This is a genomic window from Paenibacillus sp. J22P218, assembly GCF_056269195.1.
The window spans coordinates 1-12,378 of record NZ_JBWDNL010000008.1 but is presented as its reverse complement, the minus strand read 5'-3'; the positions used below and the strand labels follow the sequence as shown (position 1 = coordinate 12,378).

General features: G+C 49.1%; 12 protein-coding genes and 1 rRNA gene. 9 read left to right on the top strand and 4 right to left on the bottom strand.

All coding sequences use genetic code 11. The features are described from left to right. Window positions 1-17: 17 nt before the first annotated feature. A complete protein-coding gene (tatC, locus tag AC0YN0_RS27545; RefSeq protein ID WP_475824326.1) occupies window positions 18-749 on the bottom strand; it encodes a twin-arginine translocase subunit TatC in 732 nt (243 codons plus the stop codon). Window positions 750-1,040: 291 nt separating this feature from the next. Here tatC and AC0YN0_RS27540 point away from each other — a divergent pair, with 291 nt between their 5' ends. Both AC0YN0_RS27540 and AC0YN0_RS27535 read left to right on the top strand, forming a co-directional pair. After that, a complete protein-coding gene (locus AC0YN0_RS27540; RefSeq protein ID WP_475824153.1) occupies window positions 1,041-1,970 on the top strand; it encodes a cation diffusion facilitator family transporter in 930 nt (309 codons plus the stop codon). A 108-nt stretch (window positions 1,971-2,078) separates the two neighbouring features. Further along, entirely contained in the window at window positions 2,079-2,306 is a 228-nt protein-coding gene (locus tag AC0YN0_RS27535; protein ID WP_475824152.1) for a hypothetical protein, read from the top strand. Window positions 2,307-2,497: 191 nt separating this feature from the next. Here the strand turns inward: AC0YN0_RS27535 and AC0YN0_RS27530 are convergent, their stop codons facing one another. Further along, a complete protein-coding gene (locus AC0YN0_RS27530; protein WP_475824151.1) occupies window positions 2,498-2,695 on the bottom strand; it encodes a hypothetical protein in 198 nt (65 codons plus the stop codon). Window positions 2,696-2,790: 95 nt separating this feature from the next. Between AC0YN0_RS27530 and AC0YN0_RS27525 the strand changes: the two genes are divergently transcribed. The 6 genes from AC0YN0_RS27525 to AC0YN0_RS27500 all read left to right on the top strand — a co-directional run bounded on the left by AC0YN0_RS27525 (window position 2,791) and on the right by AC0YN0_RS27500 (window position 10,144). Beyond that, window positions 2,791-4,320, top strand: coding sequence for a spore germination protein (locus AC0YN0_RS27525; protein WP_475824150.1), 1,530 nt, complete (start codon window positions 2,791-2,793; stop codon window positions 4,318-4,320). A 5-nt stretch (window positions 4,321-4,325) separates the two neighbouring features. Then, window positions 4,326-5,510 carry a Ger(x)C family spore germination protein gene (locus AC0YN0_RS27520; RefSeq protein WP_475824149.1) on the top strand — a complete coding sequence of 395 codons (1,185 nt, stop codon included), beginning with the start codon at window positions 4,326-4,328 and terminating at the stop codon, window positions 5,508-5,510. Beyond that, the gene (locus tag AC0YN0_RS27515) at window positions 5,507-6,619 is read left to right on the top strand and encodes a GerAB/ArcD/ProY family transporter (RefSeq protein WP_475824148.1); all 1,113 of its coding nucleotides are present in this window, start codon (window positions 5,507-5,509) and stop codon (window positions 6,617-6,619) included. Before AC0YN0_RS27520 ends, AC0YN0_RS27515 begins: the two co-directional genes overlap by 4 nt. Window positions 6,620-6,742: 123 nt before the next feature. Next, window positions 6,743-8,623 (top strand): molecular chaperone HtpG, encoded by a 1,881-nt coding sequence (gene htpG, locus AC0YN0_RS27510; protein ID WP_475824147.1) that lies wholly within the window; start codon window positions 6,743-6,745, stop codon window positions 8,621-8,623. Between the two features lie 181 nt (window positions 8,624-8,804). After that, a complete protein-coding gene (locus AC0YN0_RS27505; RefSeq protein ID WP_475824146.1) occupies window positions 8,805-9,752 on the top strand; it encodes a helix-turn-helix transcriptional regulator in 948 nt (315 codons plus the stop codon). 140 nt (window positions 9,753-9,892) lie between these two features. Beyond that, entirely contained in the window at window positions 9,893-10,144 is a 252-nt protein-coding gene (locus AC0YN0_RS27500) for a DUF7667 family protein (protein ID WP_475824325.1), read from the top strand. Between the two features lie 110 nt (window positions 10,145-10,254). On the opposite strand, the gene AC0YN0_RS27495 is transcribed toward AC0YN0_RS27500, so the two are convergent. Beyond that, window positions 10,255-11,124: a DUF4358 domain-containing protein gene (locus tag AC0YN0_RS27495; protein ID WP_475824145.1), complete on the bottom strand. Its 870-nt coding sequence runs from the start codon at window positions 11,122-11,124 to the stop codon at window positions 10,255-10,257. A 71-nt stretch (window positions 11,125-11,195) separates the two neighbouring features. Beyond that, a complete protein-coding gene (locus AC0YN0_RS27490) occupies window positions 11,196-11,402 on the bottom strand; it encodes a hypothetical protein (RefSeq protein ID WP_475824144.1) in 207 nt (68 codons plus the stop codon). Between the two features lie 389 nt (window positions 11,403-11,791). On the opposite strand from AC0YN0_RS27490, the gene AC0YN0_RS27485 reads away from it, so the two are divergent. Next, window positions 11,792-12,378: ribosomal RNA gene (locus tag AC0YN0_RS27485) — 16S ribosomal RNA — on the top strand; the annotation flags it as partial.

The window sequence follows — 12,378 nt, the reverse complement described above, 5'->3', positions numbered from 1 at the left end:
GTATTAATGGTTTATACTTACGTTCCGGATGGGGCAGGGGCAATCCTTCTGGAGAATCGCCAGGAAACAAGTACGCTGATCTCGAATAGCAGCAGCAGCGGTACGGTGACGGACAAGTGGGAGACGAAGTCGGGCGGCGAGATGGACGCTCCGACAATAGCCAGTCCAACATAAGCATACTTGCGTACGTTTCGCAGCCGCTGCGGTGTCAGCAGCCCAAGTCTTGTCAGAAACAAGATGATGAGCGGCATCTCGAAGGCGATTCCGAGCGGGAATACGACGCTGAACAGAAAGGTGAAGTAACGATCGATACCGTACGTCTCCACCGCTCCGACGTTCTGGTTCATCCCGATCATGAACTTCAGCATCATCGGAAATACAAGGAAGTAACTGAATGAGATGCCCATAAGGAAAAGCATGAACGATACAGGCACATAAGCCAGCGTTCCCCTCGCTTCGGACTCCTTCAGTCCGGGCTTTACGAACGCCCATGCCTGGTAGAGAAGGACCGGCAGCGTGAACAATAAAGCGAAGATGAAGGCGCAGCGCAAATAGATGAACAAGCCGTCCGTGAACGAGAATACATTCCATTCGACCGCGCTGGCCGTAGGGCCTGACTTAATGTAACGGAGTATGCCCGGCGATACATACAAACCTCCGCTCATCGCGACGACGAAGCAGCCGAGCACGATGAGCAGCCTTTTGCGCAGCTCCGTTAAGTGATTGACCAGATCATCCTGTATATCGATAAGCTCACCCCGCTTTACATACGTTCTATCGGTAAATTCGCTATGGCATTTTTTAGGATAACCATTTCATAAGCCGTTATGCGCGTACGCGCTTTGTAATCCAATCTCGACAAGAAACGATAGAAGTTGCGCTGGAGCAACAAAGTTAGAGCCTTCAAAGTCTATTGTACAGCCTTAAAACTTCTTATTCGCTGCAAAACTGTTTCTCTAGACCCACATGAATAGTTGTTTGTATAATGGATCAGGTATTGAAAGAGGATAGACAAGGAATGCGGACAGAAGGGGATAGCGATGGAGAAGCAGGCCAGGCAAGCGGGGACAGCAGCGATCTTAATCAGCCTGATTAGCAATCTGTTTCTAACAGCAATTAAACTAATTGTAGGCGTACTGGCAGGCAGCCAGGTACTAATAGCGGACGGCATACATAACGCAGGCGATGTCGTTGCCGCAGCGGCGGCATTAAGCGCAACCGTTATCGCCAAGAAGCCGCAAGATTTCGATCATCCGTACGGACACGGAAAGGCAGAGGTAATCGGATCGGCCATCGTTGCCGTGATCATGCTCATTGCAGCTCTGTACATTGGGTATCATTCCGTGGAGTCGATGTTCCATCCAGCCGCGGAAGCGAGCTTCATTGCGCTGATTGCGGCAACGGTGTCGTTCATTTGGAAGCAGTGGCTGTACATGTACTGCATTCGTCTTGGTCGTCGTACGAATAACAAGAGTCTGCTCGCCACGGCATACGACCACCTGGCCGACGTGTATGCCTCGATAGCGGCGGTTGTCGGCATTGGAGCGGGATTGATCGGCGATCATTATGGAATTCCATTGCTTATGTACGGCGATCCCGTCGCCGGACTGATCGTAGCTGCATTAATCTTGAAGCTTGCGGTAGACATGGGACGCGAGGCAATCGATGTGCTTATGGATAAGATGGTCTCTTCGGAAAAGCTGGATCAGTATGAGGAGCTCGTCTTTTCCGTGACTGAGGTGAAGCGGATCGATCGGCTGCGCGCCAGGGAGCATGGACGGTACATTATGATTGATGTTCGCGTAGGAGTGCCCGCCGAGCTTAGCATTCAAGAAGGACATGACGTTTCTAGAAAAATTAAATCGCTCATTATGGAGCAGCATGACGATGTGGAAGAGGTATTAATTCACCTAAATCCTTGGTACGAGGATGAGGGCGAGATGAAGCAGTCACCCCGCTTAAGCGAATAGCGGGCAGTGACTGCTTTTTTTATTTTAGCTAGATAACCGAAAAAAATAGCGATAGTCAATCGACATGCGCTCGGCTTTAGTTGATATTGAATAGCAGGAGTGGTGTCATTGGAACCGGCATGCGATTTTCCTGAAAATCATCGGTTAAGCTCACGCGTTTTGCTTGATTTCTTGAATGAGGTTGAACGAAGAGAACTTGAAGCGATAATCGCGGCTGGAGTGACCGAGTCGATTCCTCGCAAGGATATGGCTATCAGTTTCATTTGTGCCGCAGAGGCTGCTATCGGGGAGACGGCTCTTTCGGTCAAATTGTCTTCGCGGAAGAGTCAATCTTGATACAGCATAAGATGAACGTATCATTGACGATGGAAGATTATGAGGTTGCTGGTGTGCTCGAACGATATACTGGCTGCATACGATAGCAGCCTAATTAAGGCGCGAAGCTCATGCTTCGCGCCTTTGCCATGCTCCCTGCAGGCTTCGTATGGAAAAGGCGGATAATAATCCCTTCATCGTGGGAAAATATTTCAACGGTTACGGGGTTGATGCTGTTGTTTCTTATGCTTGAAATAGCTGCGTAAAATCTCTTTCCCGCGCATCGCGTACCACACAATTAACGGCAGCAATATATTGATGCCGAGTACGACATAAACGATGACCCACATGAACCATTCCGTGTTAATGAGGTGACGGTAGAGCCACGAGTGGTAGAAGTCGAGGTTCAAGCGTGCTGCTCCTTTCTGTAGCTTATTCGGTTTTCCATAATTCGACCTCGTTATTGTAATCCAATGATTTACAAGGTATACGATCAAACTAGGAGGTGGCGATATTGTCAGTTGCATCAGATAAGCTGAAAGGGCCTTTCATGACATCTTTGTCGGCTAATGCAGCTTTGCTCGACGAGATTCTAGGGCATAGCGAGGATATTCAAAGACGAGAGATCAACTTATGCGGCAATCGTGACCATCCGGCAATTTGCTGGTTTCTAGATGGGATGGTCGATACGTCGGTCATCGATATGATATTAAGGACACTGGTCGTGACCGGCAATGAGCTCCACTTGGACCCCAGCGATTATAAGACTGCCGATTCGGTCATCTCGAACTTCCTGTACAACGCATCAGCTAAGCAGTGTCCAAGCCTTGAGAGCGGGATATCGGGTATATTGTCGGGTGATACGCTTATCGTCATTGATGGCTTGGATGAAGCTATTATCGTATGCACGAAGGGTTGGCAAGAGCGGAGTGTCGAGGAGCCGTCATCGGAGAACAACGTGCGCGGTCCAAGGGATGGCTTCACGGAGAGTATCCGCATCAATACAACACAAGTTCGCAGACGCATTAAGGATCCGAATTTGCGGATTAAAGGCATGGTTATCGGCACGCGTTCCCGAACGGAAATAAATATCGCTTATATCGATGATTTGGTGAAGGAGGGCCTTGTCGATGAAGTGATGAAGAGGCTCGAACATATTCGTATCGACGCGATTCTGGAGAGCGGCAATATCGAGGAGCTGATCGAGGACTCGCCGCTGTCTCCTTTCAATACCATACAGAGTACCGAGCGTCCCGATAAGGTAGCTTCCGCATTGCTTGAAGGAAGAGTCGCCATATTCGTCGACAATACGCCTGTCGTCTTAGTTGTTCCGACCTTCTTCTGGCAATACTTTCAGGCGCCGGATGATTATTACAACCGGTACTGGGTAGGCACCTTCTTCCGACTTGTACGTTACATGGCTTTCTTCATCAGCCTCACGCTTCCGTCCTTCTATGTCATGCTCGTCTCGTTCCATCATGAGATGATTCCGACTTCGCTGGCGCTGACGATAGCATCCGGCCGCGAGGTCGTCCCCTTCCCTGTGCTGCTGGAGGCAATCATTATGGAGCTTGCTTTCGAATTGATGAGGGAAGCGGGACTGCGCATGCCGAAGCCGATCGGACAAGCGGTCAGTATCGTCGGCTCGCTCATAATCGGACAAGCTGCCGTACAGGCTGGACTCGTATCGCCGTTCATGGTTATTATCGTGGCGATTACAGGCATATCATCTTTCGCAATTCCGAGCTATTCTTCGTCTCTCGCTATACGAATCGTGCGTTTCCCATTATTGCTCGCTTCAGGCTTGTTCGGCTTGCTTGGTTTCGCGACGATGTTCTTCGCGCTGCTGCTGCATGCGCTATCCATTCGCTCCTTCGGCGAGTCATTCATGGCGCCTGCCAGTCCGTTCCGCCCGCAGGATCAACGCGATATGCTGCTTAGGATGCCGATATGGATGATGGATCAGCGGCCTGGCTTTGCGCAGGACAGCAAACGGATGGCTAATAATATGATGCCGCAGCCACCAAAGGAATGATAATAATGCAAAGATTAATGAAGCGATTCCTAGTGCTGATCGTCCTGCTGCTGCTTACTTCATGCATGGGGCAACGGCAAATCAATGAGCTGGCGCTTGTGACGGCTGTCGGTTTAGATGTAGGAGAAGCACCGGGTTCAGTGAAGCTGTCGGTGCAGATTATACGTCCTGCGGATGCGAGAGGGCAGACGGGCGCGCCGGCAGGCGGAACGGGAGAGCCGATCTATTCGGTCAGCAGCGAAGGGCGAACGATATTCGAAGCCATTCGCAACTTGGGGAGATTCACCTCCCGAAGAGTGTACTGGGCACATAATTTTCTCATTGTCATGAATGAGAAATATGCGAAACGAGGCATTTCGGATATGGTCGATTTCTTCACCCGCAATCACGAGCTGCGCATGAATACGTGGGTGGCGGTCACGCCTGACGAACCGGGTGAACTGATTTCCACGATTACAGGACTTGCAGTAGTGCCTGGCGAAGCGGTCGATCGGCTGTTTCGCGATAATGATGTTGTCGGACAGGCGCCAGGCACGAATATGATGATTTTGGAGGAGTCGTTTCTTAGCAGTTCCACTAACCCCGTCATTGCTAAGCTTACGCTTGTCCCGCGAGGCATCTCTAATAAGAAGCCGGAGCAGCACGGATCGCTGATGCAAGTCGAACTGGCGGGAGCGGCAGCGTTCAAGGGAGACAGCATGGTGGGTTGGCTGAACGTGAAGGAGACAAGGGGACTGCTCTTTTTGCTAGAGCGGTTGAAGAGCGGAATCGAAGTCGTTCCTTGTCCGGATAACAAGGGATACATGTCGGTAGAATTTGACGAGGCAGATTTGCAAGTGAAGCCGACGCTTAAGGACGATCGGCCATTTTTCCATATTCGACTGAAGTCGAAAGCGGATATCGTCGAGAACGGTTGTACCCAGTCGGTTACCGTGTTGCGGAAAGAGATGGAGGCGCACCTGAAAAAGCAACTGAAGGCTAAGATCGAGGATGTCATTGGGAAAGCCCAGAAGCAATACCACTCCGACTTCTTGAAGTTCGGCGACGTATTCCGTAATCACTACCCCATGGAGTGGAAGCAATTCAGCTATAATTGGGACGAGATGTTCTCCGAAGCTGGGACGAGCATAGAGGTCCATACGACGATTAAGACGGCAGTGGTTAAGGCGGCCAGAAAGGGGATCAAATGACCAAAATTCAAATCTCGAACGGCATGTTCATCGCCATGATCGTCAATCTGATCTTCGTCAAAGCAATTGGCGTCACGGAAGGCGTGCTTGCGCGAAGCATTGGTCAAGATATGTGGATCGCTACGCTGATTGGAACATTGCAAGGCATCGTCATGATGTACCTCACGTATCTCGCTATTAAGAAGACGCCGCATTTGGATTTTATCGGACTCGGACGGGCTTTGCTCGGCAAATGGTTCGCCAAGCTCGTAGCGCTGCTCATCTTCCTCTTCTACTTGGCGGCGATCGGTCCTGTCATGATAACGTTCGTCTATCATCTTCAGGAATATTTTTTGCCGGAAGCGCCTATCTCGCTGTTCGTCATTGCTTCGCTGCTTGTCGGTGCAATCGGCTGCTACTACGGGCTTGAAGTAATGGCAAGACTAGCGCTCGTTGGACTGCTGTTTATATTCCTGCTGAACGTAATGATCATCATCGGTTCATTAAAAGAATTCGATATTCTAAACCTATTGCCGGTGCTGGAGCACGGGTTTCCGCGTACGGCTTTGGCCAGTTTGCAATTCGATCCGGACTGGGCGATGTCTACGATGCTGGCGGCGCTGCTGTTTCCTTTCGTCAAAGATGTGAAAAAGCGCGGCGGCATGCTGGGGATGGCGGGCATCGTCGTGAGCGGCGTAATGATTTCGATCTGGGCGATTCTAGAGGCGACTGTGCTGTCTGCGGAAGTAACGAGCCAATATACGCTCGCATGCATGAAGCTTGCCCGCAATGCCCATATCGGCAACTTTTTGCAACGGTATGAAATGATTATGATCGCCTGCTATTCGTTGTCGATGCTGTTCATGGTCATGTTCTGCGTTTATGGTACATATGTCAGCGCAGCTCGAATATTTGGCCTTAAAAAAAGCAAAACGATGATTTTGCCTGCCAGCCTTATTCTCGGCATTTTCGGTTACTGGATCGTAGAGGATCACTTCCGTGCCATGGAATATTTGGAACAGTATTGGCCGATAATCTCCCTGCCCATTGCCTTCGGACTTCCATTGCTGATGCTGGCGTTGCGGATGATGTTCGGCAAGAAACTGAAGAAGGAACAAGCTAACGCCTAGCTCGGAATTACCCCGTTCGTATTGACATCGAAAAAGCAGTTATGGTATATAAAAGGAAGAATTAGCACTCTTATTGATTGAGTGCTAAGCGTAAAAGAAAGATTGGAAGGGAGCATTTCATTAATGACGAAGAAGCAATTTCAAGCCGAATCGAAACGACTGCTGGAGATGATGATTAACTCCATCTATACGCAGAGAGAAATTTTCCTCCGGGAACTGATTTCGAATGCCAGCGATGCGATTGATAAAATGTATTATAAAGCACTAGCCGACGACGGTCTCGTGTTCAACAAAGAAGATTACTTCATTAAAGTAACGGCAGACAAAGAGAGCCGTACCTTGACGATCTCGGACACGGGGATCGGCATGACGAAGGAAGACTTGGAGAACAATCTCGGCGTTATCGCGAAGAGCGGATCGCTTGCTTTCAAGAAAGAGAATGAAGCGAAGGACGGCCATAACATTATCGGTCAGTTCGGGGTAGGCTTCTATTCCGCTTTCATGGTAGCCGATGAAGTTACGGTTATTTCCCGTACCTTCGGCAGCGACGAGGCTTTTGTATGGCAGTCCACGGGAGCGGACGGTTATACGATTGAGGCAGGCGAGAAAGCAACGGTTGGTACGGATATTATTTTGACAATCAAGCCAAACACCGAAGACGACAACTACGATGAATTCCTCGAAGAGTATCGCCTTCGCTCCGTTATTAAGAAATATTCGGACTTCATTCGTTATCCGATTAAGATGGACATCAAGGGCTCGCGTCCGAAGGAAGGCAGCGAGAACGAGTTCGAGGAGTACCAAGAGGAGCAGACCGTCAACAGCATGGTGCCGATCTGGCGCCGCAACAAAAACGAGCTGACGGCCGAGGACTACGAGAACTTCTACTTCGAGAAGCGTTACGGCTTCGACAAGCCGCTTAAGCATATCCATGTGAGCGCGGATGGCGCGGTCGTGTATAATGCGATTCTATTCATTCCAGAGAACACGCCATTCGATTATTATACGAAGGAATACGAGAAAGGGCTTGAGCTCTATTCCAACGGCGTACTTATTATGGACAAGTGCGCGGACCTGCTGCCTGACTATTTCAGCTTCGTGAAAGGCATGGTCGATTCCGAGGACCTGTCGCTGAATATTTCCCGCGAGCTGCTGCAGCATGACCGCCAGTTGAAGCTGATTGCCAAGAATATTAAGAACAAGATCAAGTCGCAGCTCCAAAGCTTGCTGAAGGAAGAACGCGAGAAATATGAAAGCTTCTACAAGTCTTTCGGCAGACAGCTTAAGTTCGGCGTATACAATGATTATGGCATGAACAAGGACGACCTGCAGGACTTGCTGATGTTCTACTCTTCCAAAGAGAAGAAGCAAGTCACACTGGATGAGTACATCTCCAGAATGCCGGAAGATCAGAAGTATATTTACTACGCGACTGGCCCATCGATCGAACGCATCGAGAAGCTTCCGCAGACGGAGCTTGTTTCCGACAAAGGTTATGAAATCCTGTACTTCACCGACGATATCGATGAGTTCGCAATCAAAATTATTGCGAAATACAAGGACAAAGAGTTCAAGTCCGTATCGAGCGGCGACTTGGGCATCGAGGCCGATGTCAAGGACGAGAAGAACGAAGCGGAAGAGAACGACAGCAAGGAGCTGTTCGCTTACATGCAGAGCCTGCTGACGGACAAGGTGAAGCAGGTCAAAGCTTCGAAACGTCTGAAATCCCATCCGGTGTGCTTGTCCGCTGAGGGCGAGGTTACGATTGAGATGGAGAAGGTGCTCCAAGCAATGCCTAGCGGCCAAGATGTGAAAGCAGACAAGGTGCTGGAGATTAACGTGAATCACGAAATCTACGCGAAGCTGAAGTCAGCGTTCGAAACCGACAAAGAGAAGCTGGGCCTATACACAAGCCTGCTCTATAATCAAGCGCTTCTCATCGAAGGCTTGCCGATCCAGGATCCGGTCGAATTCACCAACGATATGTGCAAAATCATGGTTTAACATAGCTTAGTCCAAATACCTCAATCTTAGCTGCTGCAGCGAGATTGGGGTATTTGGTTTTTCTGTTGCTCTAACAGTCTGCTAGATGTTGTTCTCATTTAAAAATTAGCATTTTTTCCCACGGCATTCATAGACTGTATGCTAGAATAGGTTATGAATCTGATAGAACGAGGAGATCAGTATGGTAGATAAAATCATTCGAGTGTTCAATATGATCAACGCGATTCAGACGAACCCCGGTATTACAGCCGCTGATCTAGCGCTGAAATGCAATGTTACGATTCGAACCGTATATCGCGATTTGGAGCTAATCGATCACATCGCACCGTTGACTAATGACGGCAGAGGAACGGGGTACCGATTTCTAGGCAAGTTTTTTATGTACCCGTTGGACTTCTCGGAGCAGGAGTCGCTTGTTTTCTCGCTGCTCCCTTCAGTGCTGGATAAGGATAAGCTTCCGCCCGGCTTCGATACGGCTTACGATAAGGTGATGGCGACGCATAAGAAGGAGAAGTCGCAGCAGAACAGCATGATGGAGAGCATAGCCGACATCATTCAGATGGGTACGCCGGCTTATCGCAAGGAGAGCAAAAACCTGCTGCAGCCGATTCTTCAAGCAGCACTCGAGCAGCGGTCTATCGACACCGTCTATCATACGCAATATCGCAACGAAACGACGGAGAGGCGGATTGACCCGTATTATCTTGTGCCGCGCGATCAACGTTTCTATATGATTGGTTATTGCCATTTGAAAAAGGACATTCGTACGTTCCGAATTAGTCGTTTCATGAATGTCGCGTTAACCGACCAAAGATTCGATAAGAGCCGATTCAACATTCGGAAATATTTGAAAAACACGTGGTCGATCGATCGCGGCGACAAAAATACAGTGTTCAAGGTGCGCTTCTCGGCTGAGATAGCGAGGTACATCAAGGAGGAGGAGCTATTCGTGCAGCCGCGCATGAAGGATCTGCCGGATGGCTCACTCCTATTCGAAGTGACAGTGAACAATGAAAAGGAATTTATGAAGTGGGTATTGCAATACGGACCGGCGGCCGAGGTTATCGAGCCGCAATCAGCGAGAGACGCTTTGAAGCAGCAATTGCACGCGTGGACGGAAATGTACTAACTGCTGCTAAGTCAGTCTTTTATGAACGAAAGTGCGAGTACGGTTTGCCGATACTTGAAAACGGAAATAATAGGGGCAATCACCTGTGTACATACAACGTAGCTCGGTGAGAACATGCAACAAGAAGGAGGCGATGCGCTCTGATCGGCATACATCCCGTACATCGCCGTCTCGCGGAGCTTACGCATAAAGCAAGGCGGCTTGGTGGGTATCATATTCTCACGCAGGCAGAGAAGCTGGAGCTTGACCATTGCTTAGCCGTCAATTTTGATTTGGTGTTCAAGCTGGATTGTTTGAAGTCGCTTGCCTTTGTTGCTCACGATAGCGGGGACATGGAATGGCAGCAGGACATTTGCGTCAAGATTGAACAAGTGGAGTCTAAGCTGCTTTAATAGTTAGACGAAGACAGGAGAGCCGGAAGGCTCTTTTTGTTTTAGAGTAGCCTAATTAGCAAAAGCAAAGGCTCTGGCATAATGGCCAGGGCCTTGTTCGTTCATCGAGCTTATTTGAAAAAGTCGTTGAAAATGGTCGCAATCGCTTTTTGGTCATGCGATATGGAGAACAGAACGTAATTGCCGTTGCGAATGATCTGATAGTTTTTTGCATCCTCGTATTGATCTTGCAGGTACGTTTCGAATGTTTTGATAATGCTGGCTGCGCGGTTGTCGAACGCTTCTTTCACAGTAGCGTAGTCCTTATCAGACTTAAGCTTCACGACAACAAGCTCAGTTGCTTTAACATTCATCATGGCTTGCATGAATATGCCATCGGTTAGAAGCTTTTCGGGATCGATGCCGTAGATGTCCTTAACGAGCTCGCCTTCTGCTGTTGCAAGAGGAGAAAACTCTACATCTGAAGTGATCTTAGCAATGATATCAGAAACGCTAACGGATACTTCGGGCTTCTCCGTTGGCTTTGGCTTCGGTGTAGCGACTGGCTTCTGAGTTGGCTTAGCCGTTGCGCTTGGTTTATTTGTCGGCTTAGCCGTAGGTTTAGCAGTTGGTTTGACTGTCGGTTTGGCAGTTGGCTTCGCTGTCGGCTTGGCCGTTGGTTTAGCCGTTGGGCTAGTTGCATTCTCTTCCACTGCCGGTGTTTCCGTCGGTTTATCAGTAGCAGTTCCCAGCTCCGGTGCGTCAGAAGCAGGCGTATCGCTTTCGGAGCTAGATGCATCCGAATCGGGCGCGTCCGAGGCAGTATCGTTTGCCGCTCCATTGCTGTTGGCATTCGATTCGGTCACAGCATTGTCGCTGCCGTTGTTGCTGGTGTTGGCGTTCGCCGAATCATTGGAATTCGTACCGCAGCCTGCCATAACAATGGAACATGCGATAATGATCGCTGTAAGCTTGGTCCATTTCTTGCTGTCGTAAGTCATTATGTAGTCCCCTCGCAGTTATTTTTCAACAACTAGACGGCGAGCGTGGACAAAAGGTTGCATTCATTTTATTACTCGCTTTCACGCTCGTTTGAAAGTTCATGTTCTAGGCGGAAATCATCTGTCTTGCCGTTTTCATCCCAGATCTCTACGAATAGGGCATCGCAATTGTCGAAGTCTTCAGGTTTGAAGGAAAGAGCTTTCTCTTCATCCGTACCTACATATACATTCTCCATACCGTCTTCTTCATTAAAGGAAAGAATAACAAAAATCTTCATCGTTTATGCCTCCAAAGCTTTATATTTGCTTTGCAGTATATCACACGTCGGTGGTTTGTTCCTATATCATAAAAGCTCCTACGGGATAACTAAATTGCAGAAAAGCAATCATTTGTTTCGTGGGAGTTGAAATTCAGTAAAGAAAGTATTAAAATGAGAAAGGCGAAATGAACGATTTAATTGATTTTGCTTCAGGTTAAAAAAGTTTTAAAAAAAGCTTGACCAAACAGGACAAGCCATGGTATATTCTATTTCTGGCCGAGAGAAACACACGCCGGACACGAAAGAAAAGATTGTTCTTTGAAAACTGAACAACGAGCGAAACTGCCAGTTAAGAAGCTTCGGCTTCTAACTAAAGCAATACAAAGTAATGAGCAAGTCGAACTACCTTTATGGAGAGTTTGATCCTGGCTCAGGACGAACGCTGGCGGCGTGCCTAATACATGCAAGTCGAGCGGAGTTATTCCTTCGGGGATGACTTAGCGGCGGACGGGTGAGTAACACGTAGGTAACCTGCCTATAAGACTGGGATAACATTCGGAAACGAATGCTAATACCGGATACGCAGCTTGGTCGCATGACCGAGCTGGGAAAGACGGAGCAATCTGTCACTTATAGATGGACCTGCGGCGCATTAGCTAGTTGGTGAGGTAATGGCTCACCAAGGCGACGATGCGTAGCCGACCTGAGAGGGTGATCGGCCACACTGGGACTGAGACACGGCCCAGACTCCTACGGGAGGCAGCAGTAGGGAATCTTCCGCAATGGACGAAAGTCTGACGGAGCAACGCCGCGTGAGTGATGAAGGTTTTCGGATCGTAAAGCTCTGTTGCCAGGGAAGAACGCTTGGGAGAGTAACTGCTCCCAAGGTGACGGTACCTGAGAAGAAAGCCCCGGCTAACTACGTGCCAGCAGCCGCGGTAATACGTAGGGGGCAAGCGTTGTCCGGAATTATTGGGCGTAAAGCGCGCGCAGG

Excerpts from the sequence above, each read along its gene's own strand:
- AC0YN0_RS27505 (WP_475824146.1), top strand. The coding sequence starts at position 8,805 with ATGGTAGATAAAATCATTCGAGTGTTCAATATGATCAACGCGATTCAG.
- htpG (WP_475824147.1), top strand. The coding sequence starts at position 6,743 with ATGACGAAGAAGCAATTTCAAGCCGAATCGAAACGACTGCTGGAGATG.
- AC0YN0_RS27515 (WP_475824148.1), top strand. The coding sequence starts at position 5,507 with ATGACCAAAATTCAAATCTCGAACGGCATGTTCATCGCCATGATCGTC.
- AC0YN0_RS27490 (WP_475824144.1), bottom strand. The coding sequence starts at position 11,402 with ATGAAGATTTTTGTTATTCTTTCCTTTAATGAAGAAGACGGTATGGAG.
- AC0YN0_RS27520 (WP_475824149.1), top strand. The coding sequence starts at position 4,326 with ATGCAAAGATTAATGAAGCGATTCCTAGTGCTGATCGTCCTGCTGCTG.
- AC0YN0_RS27495 (WP_475824145.1), bottom strand. The coding sequence starts at position 11,124 with ATGACTTACGACAGCAAGAAATGGACCAAGCTTACAGCGATCATTATC.
- AC0YN0_RS27540 (WP_475824153.1), top strand. The coding sequence starts at position 1,041 with ATGGAGAAGCAGGCCAGGCAAGCGGGGACAGCAGCGATCTTAATCAGC.